The following is a 19879-nucleotide window of genomic DNA, read 5'->3' on the forward strand; positions in this document are numbered from 1 at the left end:
CGAAATGAGCATCAGAGCCGATGAAATCAGCTCTCTGTTAAAAAAGCAGATCGAAGGCTATCAATCAGAGATTGAAGTTAACGATGTAGGGACCGTCATCCGTGTCGGGGACGGGATTGCAGTTGCTCACGGTCTTGAAAACGCGATGGCCGGGGAACTGCTTGAGTTTTCTAACGGTGTCATGGGTATGGCACAGAACTTAGAAGAAAATACGGTCGGGATCATTATCCTTGGACCGTTTACAGAAATTCGTGAAGGGGACGAGGTGCGCCGTACAGGCCGTATCATGGAAGTTCCTGTAGGTGACGAACTTCTTGGCCGCGTTGTAAATCCGCTCGGACAGCCGCTTGACGGCATGGGTCCTGTGGAAACCGGCAAAACACGTCCAATTGAAAGTCCGGCACCAGGGGTTATGGACCGTAAATCGGTTCACGAACCGGTGCAAACTGGCCTTAAAGCCATCGATTCACTTATTCCGATCGGCCGTGGTCAGCGTGAGCTGATTATCGGGGACCGTCAGACAGGTAAAACAGCCATTGCCATCGATACAATCATTAACCAGAAAGATGAAGATATGATATGTATCTATGTTGCAATTGGCCAGAAAGAATCCACGGTAGCCGGAGTGGTGGAGACCCTCCGCCAGCATGGAGCACTCGATTACACAATCGTTGTTACAGCAAGTGCTTCCCAGCCTGCGCCGCTTCTGTTCCTTGCACCATATGCAGGGGTTACAATGGGAGAAGAATTCATGTACAACGGCAAGCATGTCCTCTGTATTTATGATGATTTAACTAAACAGGCAGCAGCTTACCGTGAATTGTCCTTACTTTTAAAACGTCCGCCGGGCCGTGAAGCATTCCCGGGTGATGTCTTCTACCTTCACTCTCGTTTGCTGGAACGTGCAGCCAAGCTAAGTGATGATAAAGGCGCCGGCTCTTTAACGGCATTGCCTTTTATTGAAACACAGGCAGGCGACATTGGAGCTTATATTCCAACGAACGTTATTTCCATTACTGACGGACAGATCTTCCTTCAGTCCGACCTGTTCTTCTCAGGTGTTCGGCCAGCGGTTGACGCCGGTTTATCAGTATCCCGTGTAGGTGGTTCCGCCCAGATTAAAGCGATGAAGAAAGTTGCCGGTACGCTGCGTCTTGACCTGGCATCCTATCGTGAACTTGAGGCATTCACCCAGTTCGGATCGGACCTTGACGCCTCCACTCAGGCTAAACTTAATCGTGGGGCACGGACAGTTGAAGTTCTAAAACAAGGCCTTCACCAGCCACTTGCAGTTGAAAAACAGGTGTTTATCCTCTTTGCTTTAACAAAAGGTTTCCTTGACGATGTTGAAGTAGAAGATATCGGCCGCTTCGAATCTGAAATGCACACGTTCTTAGAGCACAATCATAAGGACCTTCTCTCCCATATTCGAGAGACAGGCAACCTTGCTGATGATGATGCAATGAGACAGGCGATCGAAGCATTCAAGAAAACATTCCAGGCAAAGTAAAGAGCGGAACGATCTGATTTTTTCCAAGTTCCAAAACGAAGGTGGTGAAGAACGATGGCCTCTTTAAAAGAAATTAAAACACGTATTAGTTCCACTAAAAAGACAAAGCAAATCACAAAGGCGATGGAAATGGTTTCAGCTGCCAAGCTGAATAAAGCTCAGAACAGAGCTGAATCTTTTCAGCCTTATACTGATAAAATCCGTGAAGTTGTTACAAGCATTGCCGCAGGCACGGAAGGGGTATCCCATCCGATGCTCGAAGACCGCCCGGAAATTAAGAAAACCGGCTATATAGTCATTACCTCAGACCGCGGACTTTGCGGCGCCTATAACAGCGGACTATTGCGGGAAACGATGCGCCTCATCAATAAACGGCACAGCTCTCCCGATGAATACGGTATTGTTGTGATCGGACGAGTCGGCCGCGATTTTTTCAAAAAACGCAACATGCCGATTTACCAGGAGATCACTGGTCTGCCTGACCAGCCTGAATACACCGATATTAAAAGCATCGCAGCTACAACAGTAGAAATGTTTGAAGACGAACTGTTTGACGAAGTGTACCTGCACTATAACCACTTTGTCAGCGCGATCAGCCAGGTGGTAACCGAAGCAAAACTGCTTCCGTTAACTGACCTTGGGGAAGAAGTTGAAAATACGGAAGACAGCGGCGAGTCAAGTGAACCGGTCGGCAATCTGGATTATATTTATGAACCGGATGCCGGGACAATCCTTGAACAGCTGCTTCCGCATTATGCTGAAAGTTTAATTTTCGGTGCCTTGCTTGACGGAAAAGCAAGTGAATTCGGAGCCCGAATGTCCGCCATGCGTTCTGCTACAGACAATGCGGATAACATGATTGACGACTTGACATTAAGCTATAACCGCGCCCGTCAGGCCGCAATTACACAGGAAATTAACGAAATTGTAGGCGGCGCGGCAGCCCAGAGCTAACAGGCCCGGGCTGAACCGCCTTCACTTCACATAAATTAGTTTCCCGGATTAGCGAAAGTTTACTGCGACTAAGGCTTTCGCCGTTGCGGGCGATAAGCCTGGTCTGTAACACTTTCAAGGAGCTTTCTTTAAGGAAGAAAGTATAACTGCGACTAAAGCTTTCGCCGTTATGGGCGACAAGCCTAGTCTTGTAACACTTTCAAGGAGCTTTCTTTAAGGAAGAAAGTATAACTGCGACTAAGTCTTTCGCCGTTGCGGGCGATAAGCCTAGTCTTGTAAAGAAGGAGGAAAGACGATGAATAAAGGACGCGTCACTCAAGTAACTGGTCCGGTCGTAGACGTTCAATTCGAACGAGGCCAGCTGCCTGAGATCTATAACGCAATTAAGGTTGAACACAAAGCCCAGTCTGCAGGCGAAGTGGACGTCGATCTTACGTTGGAAGTTGCCATTCATCTTGGCGATGACACCGTACGTACAATCGCCATGGCATCCACAGACGGACTTGTCCGCGGCATGGCAGCTATCGACCAAGGTAAAGCAATTGCCGTACCAGTCGGAGACGCCACATTGGGCCGTGTATTTAACGTATTAGGCGAGAACATTGACCTCGACGAAGAAATCGGGGCAGAGGTGCCGCGTGATCCAATTCACCGCGAAGCACCTGCCTATGACGATTTGTCTACCCAGACAGAAATTCTTGAAACAGGCATTAAAGTCGTTGACCTGCTTGCCCCTTACGTTAAAGGTGGTAAAATCGGTCTCTTCGGAGGCGCCGGTGTAGGTAAAACAGTACTTATTCAGGAACTTATCAACAACATCGCCCAGGAGCACGGCGGTATCTCAGTATTCGCCGGTGTAGGGGAGCGTACCCGTGAAGGGAACGACCTTTACTTTGAAATGAAAGACTCCGGCGTTATCAGCAAAACTGCCATGGTATTCGGTCAGATGAACGAGCCGCCAGGAGCACGTATGCGGGTGGCCCTGACAGGACTGACAATGGCAGAGCACTTCCGTGATGAAAAAGGTGCCGACGTACTTCTTTTCATCGACAACATTTTCCGTTTCACACAGGCAGGTATGGAAGTATCCGCCCTCTTAGGACGTATGCCTTCCGCGGTAGGTTACCAGCCGACATTGTCAACGGAAATGGGTCAGCTGCAGGAGCGAATCACATCAACCAAAAAAGGGTCCGTTACATCCATCCAGGCCATCTACGTGCCAGCGGATGACTATACTGACCCGGCGCCAGCAACAACATTCGCCCACTTGGATGCAACAACTAACCTGGAGCGTAAACTATCCGAAATGGGTATTTACCCAGCCGTAGACCCGCTCGCATCAACTTCCCGTGCCCTCTCACCTGAAATCGTAGGTGAAGATCACTACAAAGTTGCCCGTGAAGTCCAGGTTACGCTTCAGAAATATAAAGAACTTCAGGACATCATCGCCATTCTGGGGATGGACGAACTATCTGAAGAAGACAAGCTGACAGTAAGCCGCGCCCGACGCATTCAGTTCTTCCTGTCACAAAACTTCCACGTAGCCGAACAGTTCACAGGCCAGCCAGGATCCTATGTCCCTGTTAAAGAAACCATCAAAGGATTCCGCGAAATCCTTGACGGAAAACACGACGACATCCCTGAAGACGCCTTCCGACTCGTCGGCCGCATCGAAGACGTCGTAGAACGCGCGAAACAAATGCAATAGGAAGCGATATTCCCAAAGGCCAGAACCATTTTTTCCGGGAAAAATCACGGGCCATACTCCGGCACTCCGGTCTCATGCCCAGGCGGGCCCAGGACCTTCCATGCCGGATGAACGCACCCCGTGTCCGCTGCCATATCCAGCCCCCGGCGCCCTGCGCCGCGCCGGACTGGTAAGCACCTTGAGCAGCAGACCCGAATAAAACCACTCTGGCCAGCCGGTGAATCGTCCCTTTAATAAGGAGGATGAACCATGAAGACGATGCAAACCAATGTCGTCACTCCTGATGGCAGTGTATTCAGCGGAGAAACAGAGATGGTAAGCGTCAAAACACAAGAAGGCGAACTCGGTATTTTACCTCGTCACTTGCCTCTTGTCACGCCCCTTACCATCGGCGCCATCCGCATCAAAAAAGATTCCAAAGTTCAACTCATCGCAGTCAGCGGCGGCTTCATGGAAGTCCGTCCAGATGAAGTGAACATTCTCGCGGAATCGGCAGAACTTCCATCAAATATCGATATTACCCGCGCCCGCGCCGCTAAAGAACGCGCCGAACGCCGTCTGGCTGAAGCCAGGAAGGAAAATGTCGATTTCAAGCGCGCCGAACTGGCACTCAAACGTGCCATCAACCGCCTGGAAGTCTCCGAAAACCGCATGTAACAACCAAAACAGACGCTGTTTGCCTAAAGGCAAACAGCGTTTTTGTATGGTAGGAAGTTGTCGGGAGGTGGGGGGGTGGATGGTGTCGGTGGTCAGGTAGGTGCAACGCGTGTAGCAATCTTCCCCTGCGACGAGCAAGCGCAGCGGCGCAGGAGCACCAACAAATGGATCAGGACGAAAAAGAGAGCAAACGGAAGCAAAAAGAAGCCAAAAAGGGTAAAAAGAAGGTAGGTGCAACGTGTGTAGCACCAACAAATGGATCAGGACGAAAAAGAGAGCAAACGGAAGCAAAAAGAAGCCAAAAAGGGTAAAAAGAAGGTAGGTGCAACGCGTGTAGCACCAACAAATGGATCAGGACGAAAAAGAGAGCAAACGAAAGCAAAAAGAAGCAGAAAAGGTAAAAAGAAGGTAGGTGGAACAGGTGTAGCACCAACAAATGGATCAGGACGAAAAAGAGAGCAAACGGAAGCAAAAAAAAGCCAAAAAGGGTAAAAAGAAGGTAGGTGCAACGCGTGTAGCACCAACAAATGGATCAGGACGAAAAAGAGAGCAAACGAAAGCAAAAAGAAGCCAAAAAGGGTAAAAAGAAGGTAGGTGCAACGCGTGTAGCACCAACAAATGGATCAGGACGAAAAAGAGAGCAAACGGAAGCAAAAAGAGGTAATAAAAAGATGGGTGAAACAGGCAAAGCATTATTCAGCTGCCAAAAGCAAGCACAGCAGCACAGGAACATCAACAGGGGGCGACCTTAAATCCAAAATACCAAAAACTTAATAACTAATTACCTTTTATGTCCGTGCCCTTGTTCCCACAGCTATTCAATGGAATTTACACCAGTAAACATACTCCCTTTTTCTCTCTTCAATATTTCCTCTAAACTGTTGGAATAAGGGATTAAAGTTAATATAGTCAGGAAGCTGGTTAGTTCCATCTGTTTTTAGAAGTACAGGGAAACTGCTCCATCTGTAATCTTCTGGGCGTTTAACTAGATTAATTTCTACTGGATTATAATGAATATATCTGCTCATAAATAATAATGTGCGAGTGGAAGTAGCAGGCTTTGCAGAATACCGCTTATCAAATAAATGGCCTCTTTGGTTATACTTCTTATTAAAATAAGTAGCGTATTTCTTTTTAATATGATACATAATTTGGGAGTAATCAATTGTTTCAGAGTGTAAAAGTAAGTGGAAGTGAGTTCTCATAAGAATATAGGAGGCAATTTTAAAAGGGTGCTTTTTAGAGGTTTCTTCGAGGAGAAAAATAAAAAATTCGTAATCAGCTTCATTTTTGAAGAGAGCATCCTTTCTATTTGATCGACTAATAATGTGATAATGAACATTAGGAATCCAATTTCTCGGGACATGCGGCATTAAACCATCTCCTTTTTTAAATTACTGATTTAATTGATGCTTTTAACACGGTTGGGGATAACTGCAAAAGAGGGGGCGAAGCAACTTACTGAGAGGCAAGGTGTAAAAACTGCGATTAGATGATGGATATAAATCAAGGCGCTTACTAAATCTGGGGCCATAAAAGACGGGCTTAAAGGAAGCAGCACATTCAACACGGCTTTTGCTGGGTTAATAGACGACCAATCAGATTTGTTAAAGCCGAGTCGGACGGGTGAGCTGGAGCTATCAGCGTCATTCAAAAAACGAGGGGTGAGGAGTCACAGGAAAATAATACTATAAACCCGCCCGTAATTCAACTGCATATTAGGCCTTTAATCTACAAGCGAAGCTTCATCCCTAAAAACAATTCGCTGAAAACCTCTGGCATTTTCCGATCATCCTGACTCATATAATTATCGGCTGCATGCTATTGTCGACCATCCATGATTGTTTGTGAGCGGCCTGCTATTGTCGCTCACCCATTTTTGTTAGTGTTCCACGTGCGTATTTGGACCGCCCGTGATTAATTGTTAACGTTGCGTTATTAGCGCCATCCGAGATTGATTGTGAACCCGGCGTCATTGTCCTCCTCCCATGATTGCCGAAACTTCATTGCCTTCCCCTGCAAACATCCTGCCCCCCTGCCGCCCCTCAAGTAATTAATGTAAAAAATAGAAAAATAATCCTCTCACCACACTTTTGAGAGAGCAAAAAAGATAGCATAAAAAGAGCGAATAGTGCTTATATATAGTGGTGGCCGGACATGCAGCCCCGTCAAAGTACAGCCAAATTGTATTTGTTCTGACTGGAAATAAAAGTCCCAGTTTTCATCCAGAAAAATTCAATAAAAAGTCACATTTTTGCAACAAAATCGTTTAAAATGTATGTAAAGACTCCTGTTACAACTCAACCCCAACACCTGTTATATCGTTTGTTTAGTGTTGAACGTTTACTTTAAGCGTCCGAAAAGAGCGCAACAACAACGTTTTCTCACAGATATCAAAATAATCAGTCAATTCACAAAGCCCAAAAATTAATTCCACAATTTTCCACCTAAAACAAACAGAGCTTCGAAATCACCATAACACCTTTCTCGCGCCACCAAAAATAATTATTCTAACTTAACAATAATTATCGCCGCTCAAAACATTAAAATTATACTGAAAATTCACACGACACACTCTCTGAACCTAATAGCACCAACACATACACCACATTTTTCCACCCGTCGTAAACCGCGCGGTGACAGTGTTAACACTATAAACAACTTAGTTACATTATTAATCTGAGAATTCAGAATAATATAGAAGTATTTTCATTGCTTTGTTATAATTTTAGTGTGAGTTGGAATTGCAAAAAATACTTTACCGGAGGGGAGTGAAGGTATGGGGCTGGGAGCATATTACGATAATTATATACTCGTATTAATCTTTATGCTGCTTGGGGTTGCTCTTCCAGTTGTTTCTCTGACGTTTGGAAGGTTTGTAAGACCTAAGAACCCGTATGCGGAGAAAATCACCACCTATGAAAGCGGGATCCAACCAGAAGGGGACGCACAAGTCCGTTACCACGTGGCCTACTATATAGTAGCGCTGGAATTCATCATTTTTGATGTTGAAACCGTTTTCTTAATTCCGTGGGCGGTCGCACTTGACCAGCTTGGCTGGGTCGGGCTGAACTTGATGCTGATTTTTATCGCCATACTGGCTTTGGGCCTTGCATATTCTTGGAAAAAGAAGGTGCTAGAATGGAACTAAAAGGATTTCAAGAATCAGAAAAGTATGATCCAAGGGTTTTGGAAGACATAAAAAAGAATGTCTTTTTCACTAAACTGGATCAGTTGAAAGCCTGGTCGCGTACAAGGTCATTCTGGCCTTTAAGTTTCGGGCTGGCCTGCTGCGCTATTGAAATGATGGGGACAGGCGGCTCACGGTATGACTTTGACAGATTCGGGGTTATTTTCAGAGCGTCACCGCGGCATGCCGATGTCATGATTGTCGCAGGAACCGTTACAAGCAAGATGTCTCCTGTTTTAAGAACACTATATGATCAGATGCCTGAACCGAAATGGGTTATCGCTATGGGTTCCTGTGCAACTTGCGGAGGCCCTTATAAAGAAGCCTACAGCGTCTTAAACGGAGTCGATAAAATAGTACCAGTCGATGTCTATGTATCCGGGTGTCCTCCAACTCCACCGGCCTTACTGGACGGCGTCGATAAACTGCGCGAAAAAATCCGTTTGGAGGCTAAAGGAGAGAGGGTGACGGAAGGATGAGCCAGGAGCTTCTCGACTTAATCGTAAATAAAGTTCACACCCTTCACGGAAAAGAAACGATTGAAGAACCTGTCCTCAACTTCGGGAAGCCGATGATCGTCCTCGATTCCGGAAATTGGGATTTAGCCACTGCCAAACTGCTCCACGACGACGAAGCACTGCAGTTTGACTTCCTGTCCTGCGTAACAGGTGTGGATTATGAAGAGCACATGGAAGTCATCTATAATTTCTACTCAACTATTCTCGATCACTATGTGTATGTGAAAATCAAAACATCCAGAGAAGAACCGACCGTCATGTCTGCTGAGCCTGTCTGGAAATCAGCCGACTATATGGAACGTGAAACATACGACCTTCTTGGTATTGATTTCCCTGGTCACTGGCGTTTAAAACGTATTTTGCTGCAAGATGACTGGGAAGGTCACCCGCTTAGAAAAGATTATATAACAGACAAAAAAGCCCTGGGCTTGGATTAGGGGGTGCGTAGTAAATGCCGGAGTTAAAAACAGAAACAATGACGCTGAATATGGGGCCGCAGCATCCGAGTACACACGGGGTTTTCAGGTTGCAGCTTAAAGTAGACGGGGAGACGATCAAGGAAGCGATACCTGTGATGGGGTACCTTCACCGTGGATCGGAAAAATTAGCTGAGAGATTTCTATATTCGCAGTTTATACCATACACTGACCGCTTAGATTATTTGAACGCTATGACGAATAACTATGTTTATTGTGCAGCCATTGAAGAACTGCTCGAGTGGGAAGTGCCGGAACGGGCTGAATACTTGCGCGTAATTACAATGGAGCTTAACCGGATCGCCAGCCACCTTGTCTGGTGGGGAACCTATCTGCTGGACATCGGGGCAATGAGTCCATTCCTTTATGCTTTCCGTGACCGCGAAACGATTCTTGACCGCCTTAACGAAATCAGCGGCGCGAGGATGACGTTTAACTATCACCGCATCGGCGGCGTAAAATGGGACGCGCCTGAAGGCTGGATCGAAAAAGTGCAGGAAACAGTTAAAGAACTGTATGAGAACATACAGGAATTTGACACACTCGTTACCGGAAACGAAGTATTCCGTGCGCGAACCATCGGAGTCGGAAAGTTGTCAAAAGATCAAGTCATCAACTGGGGATTATCAGGACCAATTGCACGCGGCAGCGGCATCCCGATAGATCTCAGGAAAACAGAGCCGTATTCTATATATGACCGGTTTGATTTCGATATACCAACCCAGGAAGACGGCGATGTATTCGCCAGATATAAGGTACGTATTGAGGAAATGTTCCAGTCTTTGCGAATTATTGAGCAAGCTTGTGCACAGATTCCTGAAGGAGACATCATCACCAAAAAGGGGAAAAGGCTGATGATGATCAAACCGCCGGCAGGAGAAGTGTATAAGCGCGCTGAAGCTTCTAAGGGTGAAATCGGGGTTTACGCCATCAGTAACGGAAAAAATAAGCCGTACCGGATCAAACTGCGCCGGCCTTCTTTCGTTAATGTTTCTATTCTCCAGCACATGCTGGTGGGCGAATCGATTCAAAACCTCGTAGCCATTTTCGGAAGTCTCGATGTTGTACTCGGGGAGGTCGATGCATAGTGGACTACTTACTCATGTTTTTGTACGCTGTGGCTGTTTTGATGGTTTTACTCGGAGGGGTAACATTTGCCATCCTTGCCGAACGTAAAGTCATTGGAGCAATGCAGCTGAGGCCAGGTCCAAACCGCCACGGCCCCTGGGGAGTTTTCCAGACAATAGCTGATGTATTAAAGCTTTTACTGAAAGAAGACGTGATTCCTGCAAATGCAGATAAGAAAATATTCGTTCTTGCGCCTGTTCTTGCCTTTGCACCTGCCTTTTCCGTTATGGCAGTGCTCGTTTACAGCAGTACGGTAGGCGGAGCCGATATTAACATCGGTGTCATTTATTTCTTAGGCGTATCATCGATCACAATGCTGGGAGTGTTAATGGGCGGCTGGAGTTCCAACAATAAATACGCCCTGTTCGGTTCTATACGAGGGGTTGCCCAGATGGTCAGTTATGAACTGCCGCTCATTCTTTCAATTATCGGGGTCATTATTATGGTTGGTTCACTCAACCTTACCGATATTGTCAACTATCAGGCGAATATGGGCATGTGGTTTATCGTTCCGCAGTTCCTTGGTTTCGCGGTTTATATGATATCATCAATTGCCGAATTAAACCGGTCGCCTTTCGACTTGCCTGAAGCTGAATCGGAACTTGTAGCAGGGTTCTTTACAGAGTACTCAGGCTTCCGTTTCGCCATGTTTATGTTAGCGGAGTATACGTATGCTATAGCCATTGCCGGTCTTGCCACAACCTTGTTCCTCGGTGGCTGGCTAGGACCTGCATTTTTGCCGGAAATCGTATGGTTTATGCTGAAAGTCGTCGCGGTTATGTTCATCTGGTTCTGGCTGACAGCTACTTTACCGCGGGCACGCGTGGACCAGCTCATGAATTTCGGTTGGAAAGTGCTCATCCCGGTAGCGTTGCTCAACATTGTGCTTACGTCGATATATAAAGTGTGGATGGGGTGATTAAATGTTTCGTTTACTAAAGGGGTTCGGCGTAACCTTAAACTATTTCAGAAAAAAGAATATTACCATCCAATATCCAGAAGAAAAAGTGGTTATGCCTGAACGATTCCGCGGAATCCACCGTTTTTTCCCGGAAAAATGTATTGTATGTAATTTATGTGTGCAAGCGTGTCCGACAGACGTCATTACACTTTCAGGCAAGAAGAGCGAGGAAAATCCTAAGAAAAAAGTGATCGACACCTACAACATTGATTTTCAGGGATGTATCCTTTGTGATTTCTGTACTGAAGTGTGCCCGACAGAAGCCATTGTCATGACTGCGCGTTACGATAACTTAAGTGAATTTAACCGGGCCGCTCACTTTAAAGATATTGAATGGCTTACAAACAACAAACACTACGGAAATTACACTGAAACAAAACCAAAAGAAGATAAGCCGAAGAAAAAAGCGGCAGAAAAGCCGGCTGCTGAAAAGAAAGAAAAAGCGGCAGTAGGGGCGGGAGCGAAAGCTGAAGGCAAAGACGAAGCAAAACCGTCAGCCAAGTCCGGCGCTGAAAAAACATCCCAGGCTGCCTCAAAGCCTGAGTCGGGCGGTAAAGCTGAAGCAAAACCGGCGGAAAAAACAGAAAAAGGAACGAAGGCTGAAAAGCCGCAGGCCGGTTCCAAACCAGCAGCTGACCGAAAAGCTGACGCCAAACCAGCAGCTGACCAAAAAACAGAGGCCAAACCTGACGAACAGAAACCGTCAGCCCGCAAGGAATCAGCAGCTGATTCCAAACCGAATCCGCTTCCGGATCCTGAAGCAATGCCTAAACCAGCAGCAGACAAAAAAGCTGACACAGACCCGAAACCTGAAGCTGATACGAACAAACGGGACAGAAACAACGAAGGGGATGGAGCGGGAAGAGGTGACGACAAGTGACTGGGCAAATGATCTTCTTTATCATCTTTGCATTGATCGCAATTACCGGAGCCGTCTTAATTATTGCACTTAAACGGATTTCCCACCGTGTTGTTTCCATGGCATTCAGTTTCATGGCTGTTGCCGGCCTTTACTTTCTCTTGGGGGCAGAGTTTATCGGCATTATCCAGATTATGGTTTATGTCGGTGCGATAACGATCTTATTCGTGTTTGGTATGATGATGACCGACCACAGAAATATAAGTTTCGGACCAGATCCAAGAAAATGGCAGCAGGCTCTCAGTTTTGTCGGAGTAGCAACACTGTTGGGGCTTATGCTGTACGGCATATCAACGCTGGATATGCACGAATCGACCCAGCCTTTTGTAGGAAGTGTCGAAGCAATTGGACTGGAGCTTTACGGGCACTATTTTATTGCATTCCTTGGATCGGCTTTTCTTTTAACTTCCGCTCTTATCGGAGCGATAGTGATCGCACGAAAGGAGGCCGATTAATATGGTGCCTGTAACCTTCTTTTTAGCACTAGCGGCCATTTTATTTTGCATCGGATTGTACGGGGTATTAACGAGGCGCCATCTCGTCATCGTTCTTGTCTGTATTGAATTAATGCTTAACTCAGTGAATATTAACCTGGTTGCGTTTTCTGCAATCGGACCCTTCGCCAATATTACAGGGCAAGTGTTTACACTGTTCGTTATCACTGTTGCAGCAGCGGAAGCCGCGGTTGGCCTGGCCATCCTCATTGCACTGTACCGCAACAGAAATTCCATAGATGTGATTAAGCACGACCTGCTGCGCTGGTAAAACAACCGCAACAATTTATTAACTTAACGTGTTTAAAAAGCGGACAATGGAATTCGGACTTTTTGAACACTGTCTAATTATGAAAGAGACTAATTGAAGAAAAGGTGATGGTATGATACAGAATGCCTGGTTAATCCCGGTTTTTCCGCTTATCGCCTTCCTTATTCTGTTATTCTTTGGAAGATTTCTTAAAGAGAAGGCTTCTTATGTAGGAATAGCAGCATTGGCCCTGTCGTTCATCGTTTCCGTACTGGTTTTGTTTGAACGGATTGGCGGAGAAACTTACAAGTTTGTTATTGAATGGATTACCTTTGGAGAAAGTGCGATTACCATGGGCTACGAGGTCACCGCTTTAAATGCGATGATGCTGATTGTCGTAACTCTTGTCAGCCTGGTGGTTCATATTTTCTCCCGTGAATATATGCACGACGATAACAGGATTCACGTTTTTTATTCTTATCTCGGATTGTTCTCGTTTTCCATGCTGGGCCTTGTTCTTGCACCGAACGTGCTGCAGCTTTTCATCTTCTGGGAGCTGGTCGGTTTATGTTCCTTCCTTCTTGTAGGGTTCTGGTATTTTAAACCGGAAGCAGCAGCTGCTGCAAAAAAAGCGTTCTTAACAACCCGTATTGGGGATGTAGGCTTACTGTTAGGTCTTGTCATTTTATTTAATCAGACCGGAAGCTTCGACTATGGCGTCATCTATGCTGCAGTTGAAAACGGACTGATTAATGACACGCTGATCACAGCTACCGCTCTTCTTATTTTCCTTGGTGCTGTTGGTAAGTCGGCTCAGTTTCCGCTTCACGTCTGGTTACCTGATGCTATGGAAGGTCCAACACCTGTCAGTGCCCTTATCCACGCAGCGACAATGGTTGCCGCCGGGGTGTACTTAGTCGGTGTTATGTATCCGTTATTCCTTGCTTCATCGACTGCCATGACAGTTGTAGCCTATACAGGAGCGATTACGGCATTTTTCGCCGCGACAATGGCTCTTGTCATGACTGACATTAAGCGGGTCCTGGCCTACTCAACAATCAGCCAGTTAGGATTTATGATTTTAGCATTAGGAACGGCAGGCTATGTAGCAGGTCTGTTCCACTTGATGACGCATGCTTTCTTTAAAGCACTCCTTTTCCTTGGGGCAGGAAGCGTGATCTTCGCCGTACACCACCGGCAGGATATTCGGGATATGGGTGGTTTATGGTCAAAAATGAAAATTACTTCTGTCACCTTTTTGATAGGGGCACTGGCGATCGCAGGGGTATTCCCGCTGGCCGGTTTCTGGAGTAAGGAAGAAATTCTCGCTTCGGCGCTGCTGAACGGAGACGGCTTCCTTTTTGCAATAGCTCTTATCACAGCATTTATGACGGCGTTTTATATGTTCCGTCTATTCTTTAAAACATTTACAGGTGAATATCGCGGAGGGGACCACGATGACCCTCATGCTGACGACCCGCAAGTTGATGCTTACGGGGCAGCAGATGTGGCTGAAGCAGATAATCCGCGCGATGATTCCATGGATAAAGAAGCTCATGTTCCTCCAGCTGAGGATCATGACCACCATCACTCACCTGAAGAGAACTCGGGCTTTATGACATTACCGCTCATTGTACTCGCATCTTTAGCGGTGGTTGCCGGATTAGTGAACCTGCCGTTTATGGGCCATCCGCTTGAAGGCTTCCTGACAGAAGGGCTTAACCTTGGAGCACAGCCTCATGGCGCCCTTTGGCTTGCAATCCTGTCATTAGTTGTAGCGGGTTCGGGGATCGCGCTAGCCTGGGCAATGTATTACAAAGGCGCGATTGCGGAAGACTTCTTTGCCAAAAAAGCTCCCGGCGTCCATAACCTTCTTTTGAACAAATACTATTTAGATGAAATTTATACAGCAGTTTTCGTAAGGCCGACTGTCGCGATCGGACGTTTCTTCTGGGAAATGGACAAAAGCATTGTCGATGGCATTGTCAACCTGATTGGACGGTCTACAAGCTCGACCGGACGCTCATTCGGGAGACGCCATAACGGACAGCTGCAAACTTACGGACTGGTATCTATCCTCGGAGGAATTGTTGTCATCGCACTTGCCTTCGTTCTAAGGGGGTATTTCGGATGATGGGAAATCTCTTAACTTGGCTCGTCTTTGTTCCGCTGATCGGGGCTGCTCTGATATTGACGATCCCGAGAGAAAACGTCAATGTCATTCGTTCTCTTGCCGCTATCGTATCAGGCAGTGCCTTAGTTCTTTCCCTCATTATATGGGGAGGCTTTGACCGCGGTGTCTCAGGCATGCAGTTTGAAACTGTTGCCCCGTGGTTCGATATCGGATTTTTACAAATCAACTATGAAATCGGAATTGACGGCTTATCCATGCCGCTTTTAGTGCTCACAACGATCGTCACCACACTGTCGATCTTTGCATCCTTCTCTATAGTAAAAAGAGTTAAAGAATTTTACGTCTGGACACTCGTATTACTTACAGGGATGCTCGGGGTATTCGTAGCACTTGATATGTTCCTTTTCTTCCTCTTCTTCGAGTTAACACTCATTCCGATGTTCTTCTTAATTGGAATATGGGGCGGAAAAATGAGAGAATACGCGTCCTTCAAATTTTTAATCTATACAGGGCTCGGAAGTGCGATTATGTTTATTACGTTTATTGCCATGTTCGTTAAAGGGGCAGAGGCGATGAACTTTCAGGAAACATCTTTCAGCATGATCCGCCTCGCGGAAATCTATGCGAATCCGGCCAATCCGGAAGTACTGACAGGGGCTTTAAAAGGCGGTTTGTTCCTCGCCTTATTTGTTGCCTTTGCGATAAAACTGCCGGTTTTCCCGTTCCATACATGGCTTCCTAACGCACACGTTGAAGCACCGACAGCAGCAAGTATGATTTTAGCCGGTGTGCTGTTAAAAATGGGCGGTTACGGACTTATCCGTGTCGGTTTCGGTGTTCTTCCTGACCAGGCAGCAAGATTTGCCACCCTCATTGCGATTTTAGGGGTTATAAACATTATTTACGGGGCGCTTCTCGCACTCGTACAAACAGATTTAAAGTCTTTGGTGGCTTACTCAAGTATCAGTCACATGGGGATTGTTCTGCTCGGTGTGGCTTCGTTCACAACCGCGGGGATGCAGGGCGCGATCTTCCAGCTTGTCTCCCACGGGTTTATCTCAGCACTTCTCTTCTTTATGGTGGGAGCGATTTACGAACGGACAAAAACACGTACGATTTCAGAGCTTGGCGGCTTATCTAAGTCTGTGCCGATTTTAGCAGGGTTTATGCTTGCGGCAGCCATGGCTTCTGTCGGCTTGCCTGGACTGTCAGGCTTCGTCAGTGAGTTACTGGCCTTTATCGGTATTTTCGGAGCATCAGCTGACTTGATTCCGGCAGCGTATACTATCGGCGTCATCGGTGCGATCGGGATCATCCTGACTGCGGCGTATCTGCTGTGGGCAATGCAGCGTACGACGTTCGGTCCAATGAAAGAAAAATACGTCGGACTCCCGGATGCACGTCCAATGGAATACGTACCAATGGTTGGTTTGTTGGTATTAAGTATCGCCATCGGCGTTTATCCGCATCTTCTAAGTGACGTAATTAACACTACAGTAATCGACATCGTGTCGAAGATAGGGGGTTAAAGACAATGACAGCTTTTGATGCCAACTGGTCTTTAATGACTCCGGAAATTGTCTTAGCCGCATTAGCTTTACTTGTTTTTACAATAGACTTTATGACAGGAATTCATGGGAAAAAGCCTTTTATCGGAAGGTTGTCGGTATTATCCCTGTTAGTCACAGCTGTTTTGGTCGTCGTTACTAACAGCACGAGCGGGTCGATCGCGGAAGTGTTTGTCGTAGATCCGTTTGCGATGGTATTTAAACTGATCATTCTCATTGGCGTGGCGATGGTTATATTAATCAGCATGAACTTTCTTGACAGAGAGCGGAATGCAGAAGTGTACCAGGGTGAATATTATTCCATCATGCTTTTTGCCGCGCTGGGAGCCATGATTATGGTCTCGTCTGCGGACTTGATCACACTCTTTATCGGGCTCGAAATTTTAAGTATTTCATCTTATGTCCTTGCAGGATTTAAGAAATATTCCCGCCCGTCTACAGAAGCAGCAATCAAGTATGTGGTGCTCGGCGGCACAGCTTCCGCATTTATTCTTTACGGCATGTCTTTCCTTTACGGATTGACAGGATCCACAAGCCTGCTGGAAATCGGCCAGGCAGTGCCAATGCTGTTTGAAGAATATACCTTTGTCGTCATGATGAGCTTCTTGTTCATGCTCGCAGGGTTCGGCTTCAAAATTTCCATTGTGCCTTTCCACATGTGGGCCCCGGACGTCTATGAAGGAGCGCCTACACCGGTTACAGCTTTCTTATCAGTTGTTTCCAAGCTGGCTGGATTCGGGATTATTCTCAGAGTTTTCTTCCTCGGCTTTGGCGGCGTTTTTCAGGAATGGGCGTTCATTATCGCGGTCATTGCAGCAATTACAATGATTGCAGGTAACTTTATTGCCTTGACTCAGACAAACGTGAAGCGTCTGATGGCATATTCCGGAATCGCTCAGGCAGGTTATCTGCTCGTACCGGTCGCTACAGTGATAGGCGACGTAGGAATTAACATGATAGTGTTCTACAGTGTCGCTTATTTAATGATGACACTCGGCGCCTTCGCTGTGATTACTCTCGTCACGGAGGATACAGGAACGAGCGACCTCAGCAGTTTTGCAGGGCTGTATCAGCGTGCGCCTTACCTGGCTATTGCCATGACGGTATTCCTTGTGTCATTGGCCGGACTACCGTTAACTGCAGGATTTATTGGAAAAGCCTACATCTTTTTCGGTGCAGTAGCGGGTGAAATGCTGTGGCTTGCAATTATTATGATTGTGACCAGTGTCATTTCCTTCTTCTATTACTTTGGATTTATTAAACAGATGTTTATGACAGACCCGAGGCCAAACGATAAAGAACTGGCGGTTTCAGGAAGCATGCAGACAGTAGTTACTGTGTCACTTGCTGTAACAGTTATTCTCGGTATTCTGCCAGGGCTCGTGCTCGACATCTTTAACACCTTTAACTGGATGGCTTTTTTCTAAAAAATATTTATTTATGATTTTGAAAAAATAACGAGACGCCTGCGGGAAAAGCAAGAGCTGAAGATCCACCGGGTGTTTTCCCCGGTTAGCTGAAGCCTTGCCCGCGGCAGTTCTGTTACATGCGACGAGTAACCGCAGGAGCAAGCGAGAATTTTAAAAAATGTTTAACTTTAAACAGTACCATAATAAAAGTGGTTAGAGCACCTGCAAAAAGCGGGTGCTCTTTTGTGTGCTAACGGCCGTATTAATTAAAAAGGAAATGTATATAACCGTGGCCGCTGAGAAACATTTTCCGCTGGAGGGAACGGAATTAACTGCTCATACGGCGGAGGAGGCAAAACGGCATTTCTGTCTTCAGTAAATGGGTCGTCAATCGGCCGATGTCTGGCATCTCTCTGTCTGTTGACATGTTTGACGACAGCGTCAGCGACTTGACGGCCTAGCCGGAGGCCTTCCTCATTGTCAGCGGGGAAGTGTACACCTGCATACAACCGTGACAGAGCGTTTTCTTCAGCAATCTCGTGCAGTCTTTCTTTTTCTGCTGGGAAAAAATAGCCTAAAACACCTTCCATACAGCCTGCCGCCGTCGCATGGCCTGACGGATATGCCGGAAATGGCGGAGTTTCGAGAAGTGGTACTAAATCAGGATCCACCTGGTCAGGCCGGGCGATATCAGTTAAATATTTAAAACGCCAGTTAATAATCATCGCATCATTAATAGCCGACTGGGTGACAGCGAGAATTCTGGCGGCACGCGGCGGGTTGACACCGTAAGTGTCAATCAGCCTGTCAATAACAGGAGTGATCTGCTTTGTGGGCGGACCAAAGGCATAATAACGCGCTATTTTTTTCTGTTCATCAGTCAGATTAGCCAGAGTTTCTTTTACCGCTTCTAACTCTTCTCCTTTAAAGTCAATGCAGTATGGATTTTTAATTTTTAAACTGACTAACCTTCCGTGCAAATCGGTAATTTGTTTACGCTGGTTCCTTCTGAAAAAAAATAACGGCCATGACCCCGCCAGCGACTCAAGCGGTGTTAACCTTCCCTCATTTAATTCTGACCATTTAGGCGGCTCATAACGGTGTTTGAAACTCTTTTTCTTCATAATCATTAACTCCTGACTTAAAAAGTTTAATCCTTCACCTCTTATAAGATACGTACGAACCCCCAATTTGGTTAATAAAATAATTCCAATAAATGGGGGGTCTGACCCCCAATCTGACCTCCTACCACAAAAAAATTAAATTAACGGACAAAAATGCAGGAGGTTCTGCGTATGATGTTCTTGTGAAAAAAAGAGCAGGCGTTAAGAAAACGGTTGCAAGTGTACATTAATCATAAGCTGGGTCTGATTAATGGAAATTTATTGATGTGATACCAAAAAAACATACGAAAGACCTAACAGAAAAGACAAGAAAAAGTTAAAAAAACTGTAGCCGGAGGGGTTGTTTTCGGTTATCATTATCTTTGTGCTCGTTTATTCAATTTTTCACTAAGTGTGTTATTAAGGGTGATGGCTGAATAGAATGAGCAGGTGAGGATTCCCGAGTGGAATCGATATCAGAAGAAATAGGAGACAGTATATTCACGGAGGGTTAGCATCATGATCGACTCACTTGGACAGCAGTCATTATTTAACATTCTAATCAGTTTAATGGTTTTAACTGTCGTTTGGTGGGCGGTCCAATCATTCAAATTTGATTTGTTTGTAAAAAACCCTGATGGTGCGAAAGCAAAAGCACTCGTGATTATCGTTACACTTGCTTTAACGCATATGGTAACAAGTTTTTTACTGAACTATTTAAACTGGTCAACAATGTTGAGACATCTTTTTTAGGAAAAAACTAAGACGCGAAAGAAGGAGTGGATGAAAACCACAGGACACCGGCTGATTAGCGGATACTTCCATGTATCATAAACCAATTACAGGTAACAATTTAATTAAGAGCAACTATAAAAGGCTGGGTTTAACGTTGGTTTTTTA

General features: G+C 46.0%; 21 protein-coding genes. 19 read left to right on the forward strand and 2 right to left on the reverse strand.

Annotated elements, in window-relative coordinates:
* Positions 1–4: 4 nt before the first annotated feature.
* The 7 genes from atpA (at position 5) to BMW59_RS13435 (ending at position 5581) form a co-directional block, all read left to right on the forward strand.
* A complete protein-coding gene (atpA, locus tag BMW59_RS13410; protein ID WP_093053078.1) occupies positions 5–1510 on the forward strand; it encodes a F0F1 ATP synthase subunit alpha in 1506 nt (501 codons plus the stop codon).
* A 54-nt stretch (positions 1511–1564) separates the two neighbouring features.
* A complete protein-coding gene (atpG, locus tag BMW59_RS13415) occupies positions 1565–2464 on the forward strand; it encodes an ATP synthase F1 subunit gamma (protein ID WP_093053081.1) in 900 nt (299 codons plus the stop codon).
* Positions 2465–2759: 295 nt separating this feature from the next.
* The gene (gene atpD / locus BMW59_RS13420) at positions 2760–4172 is read left to right on the forward strand and encodes a F0F1 ATP synthase subunit beta (protein WP_093053084.1); all 1413 of its coding nucleotides are present in this window, start codon (positions 2760–2762) and stop codon (positions 4170–4172) included.
* Between the two features lie 249 nt (positions 4173–4421).
* Positions 4422–4829: a F0F1 ATP synthase subunit epsilon gene (locus tag BMW59_RS13425; protein ID WP_093053087.1), complete on the forward strand. Its 408-nt coding sequence runs from the start codon at positions 4422–4424 to the stop codon at positions 4827–4829.
* Between the two features lie 164 nt (positions 4830–4993).
* On the forward strand, positions 4994–5140 hold the full coding sequence (locus BMW59_RS21785; RefSeq protein WP_177174338.1) for a hypothetical protein: 147 nt from the start codon (positions 4994–4996) through the stop codon (positions 5138–5140).
* Positions 5085–5321, forward strand: coding sequence for a hypothetical protein (locus BMW59_RS13430; RefSeq protein WP_093053090.1), 237 nt, complete (start codon positions 5085–5087; stop codon positions 5319–5321). Before BMW59_RS21785 ends, BMW59_RS13430 begins: the two co-directional genes overlap by 56 nt.
* 35 nt (positions 5322–5356) lie before the next feature.
* Positions 5357–5581 (forward strand): hypothetical protein, encoded by a 225-nt coding sequence (locus BMW59_RS13435; protein WP_093053093.1) that lies wholly within the window; start codon positions 5357–5359, stop codon positions 5579–5581.
* 66 nt (positions 5582–5647) lie between these two features.
* Here BMW59_RS13435 and BMW59_RS13440 read toward each other — a convergent pair whose 3' ends face one another.
* Positions 5648–6202 carry a transposase gene (locus BMW59_RS13440; protein ID WP_093053096.1) on the reverse strand — a complete coding sequence of 185 codons (555 nt, stop codon included), beginning with the start codon at positions 6200–6202 and terminating at the stop codon, positions 5648–5650.
* A 1406-nt stretch (positions 6203–7608) separates the two neighbouring features.
* Here BMW59_RS13440 and BMW59_RS13445 point away from each other — a divergent pair.
* From BMW59_RS13445 to BMW59_RS13495, 11 genes are all read left to right on the forward strand, one after another.
* On the forward strand, positions 7609–7980 hold the full coding sequence (locus BMW59_RS13445) for an NADH-quinone oxidoreductase subunit A (RefSeq protein WP_093053099.1): 372 nt from the start codon (positions 7609–7611) through the stop codon (positions 7978–7980).
* A complete protein-coding gene (locus BMW59_RS13450; protein WP_093053102.1) occupies positions 7971–8498 on the forward strand; it encodes a NuoB/complex I 20 kDa subunit family protein in 528 nt (175 codons plus the stop codon). Before BMW59_RS13445 ends, BMW59_RS13450 begins: the two co-directional genes overlap by 10 nt.
* The gene (locus BMW59_RS13455) at positions 8495–8974 is read left to right on the forward strand and encodes an NADH-quinone oxidoreductase subunit C (protein WP_093053106.1); all 480 of its coding nucleotides are present in this window, start codon (positions 8495–8497) and stop codon (positions 8972–8974) included. The genes BMW59_RS13450 and BMW59_RS13455 overlap by 4 nt, the downstream gene beginning before the upstream one ends.
* Before the next feature lie 14 nt (positions 8975–8988).
* Positions 8989–10101: an NADH-quinone oxidoreductase subunit D gene (locus BMW59_RS13460; RefSeq protein ID WP_093053109.1), complete on the forward strand. Its 1113-nt coding sequence runs from the start codon at positions 8989–8991 to the stop codon at positions 10099–10101.
* Positions 10101–11060 carry an NADH-quinone oxidoreductase subunit NuoH gene (gene nuoH, locus BMW59_RS13465; RefSeq protein ID WP_093053112.1) on the forward strand — a complete coding sequence of 320 codons (960 nt, stop codon included), beginning with the start codon at positions 10101–10103 and terminating at the stop codon, positions 11058–11060. The genes BMW59_RS13460 and nuoH overlap by 1 nt, the downstream gene beginning before the upstream one ends.
* A 4-nt stretch (positions 11061–11064) precedes the next feature.
* Positions 11065–11982, forward strand: coding sequence for a NuoI/complex I 23 kDa subunit family protein (locus BMW59_RS22365; RefSeq protein ID WP_093053115.1), 918 nt, complete (start codon positions 11065–11067; stop codon positions 11980–11982).
* Entirely contained in the window at positions 11979–12476 is a 498-nt protein-coding gene (locus BMW59_RS13475) for an NADH-quinone oxidoreductase subunit J (protein ID WP_093053118.1), read from the forward strand. The genes BMW59_RS22365 and BMW59_RS13475 overlap by 4 nt, the downstream gene beginning before the upstream one ends.
* Complete coding sequence (gene nuoK, locus BMW59_RS13480) at positions 12472–12786, forward strand: NADH-quinone oxidoreductase subunit NuoK (protein WP_143051239.1); 315 nt, start codon at positions 12472–12474, stop codon at positions 12784–12786. The genes BMW59_RS13475 and nuoK overlap by 5 nt, the downstream gene beginning before the upstream one ends.
* Before the next feature lie 112 nt (positions 12787–12898).
* Positions 12899–14899, forward strand: a complete 2001-nt coding sequence (nuoL, locus tag BMW59_RS13485) for an NADH-quinone oxidoreductase subunit L (RefSeq protein ID WP_093053124.1) — start codon at positions 12899–12901, stop codon at positions 14897–14899.
* Positions 14896–16428 (forward strand): complex I subunit 4 family protein, encoded by a 1533-nt coding sequence (locus BMW59_RS13490; protein WP_177174339.1) that lies wholly within the window; start codon positions 14896–14898, stop codon positions 16426–16428. The genes nuoL and BMW59_RS13490 overlap by 4 nt, the downstream gene beginning before the upstream one ends.
* Positions 16429–16433: 5 nt before the next feature.
* On the forward strand, positions 16434–17894 hold the full coding sequence (locus BMW59_RS13495) for an NADH-quinone oxidoreductase subunit N (protein ID WP_093053127.1): 1461 nt from the start codon (positions 16434–16436) through the stop codon (positions 17892–17894).
* A gap of 248 nt (positions 17895–18142) precedes the next feature.
* On the opposite strand, the gene BMW59_RS13500 is transcribed toward BMW59_RS13495, so the two are convergent.
* A complete protein-coding gene (locus tag BMW59_RS13500) occupies positions 18143–19000 on the reverse strand; it encodes a vanadium-dependent haloperoxidase (protein ID WP_177174340.1) in 858 nt (285 codons plus the stop codon).
* 498 nt (positions 19001–19498) lie between these two features.
* Here BMW59_RS13500 and BMW59_RS13505 point away from each other — a divergent pair, with 498 nt between their 5' ends.
* A complete protein-coding gene (locus BMW59_RS13505) occupies positions 19499–19732 on the forward strand; it encodes a DUF1146 domain-containing protein (protein WP_093053133.1) in 234 nt (77 codons plus the stop codon).
* The last annotated feature ends 147 nt before the right edge of the window (positions 19733–19879 follow it).

Origin of the sequence: Salipaludibacillus aurantiacus (genome assembly GCF_900111295.1) — a bacterium.
GTDB lineage: Bacteria > Bacillota > Bacilli > Bacillales > Salisediminibacteriaceae > Salipaludibacillus > Salipaludibacillus aurantiacus.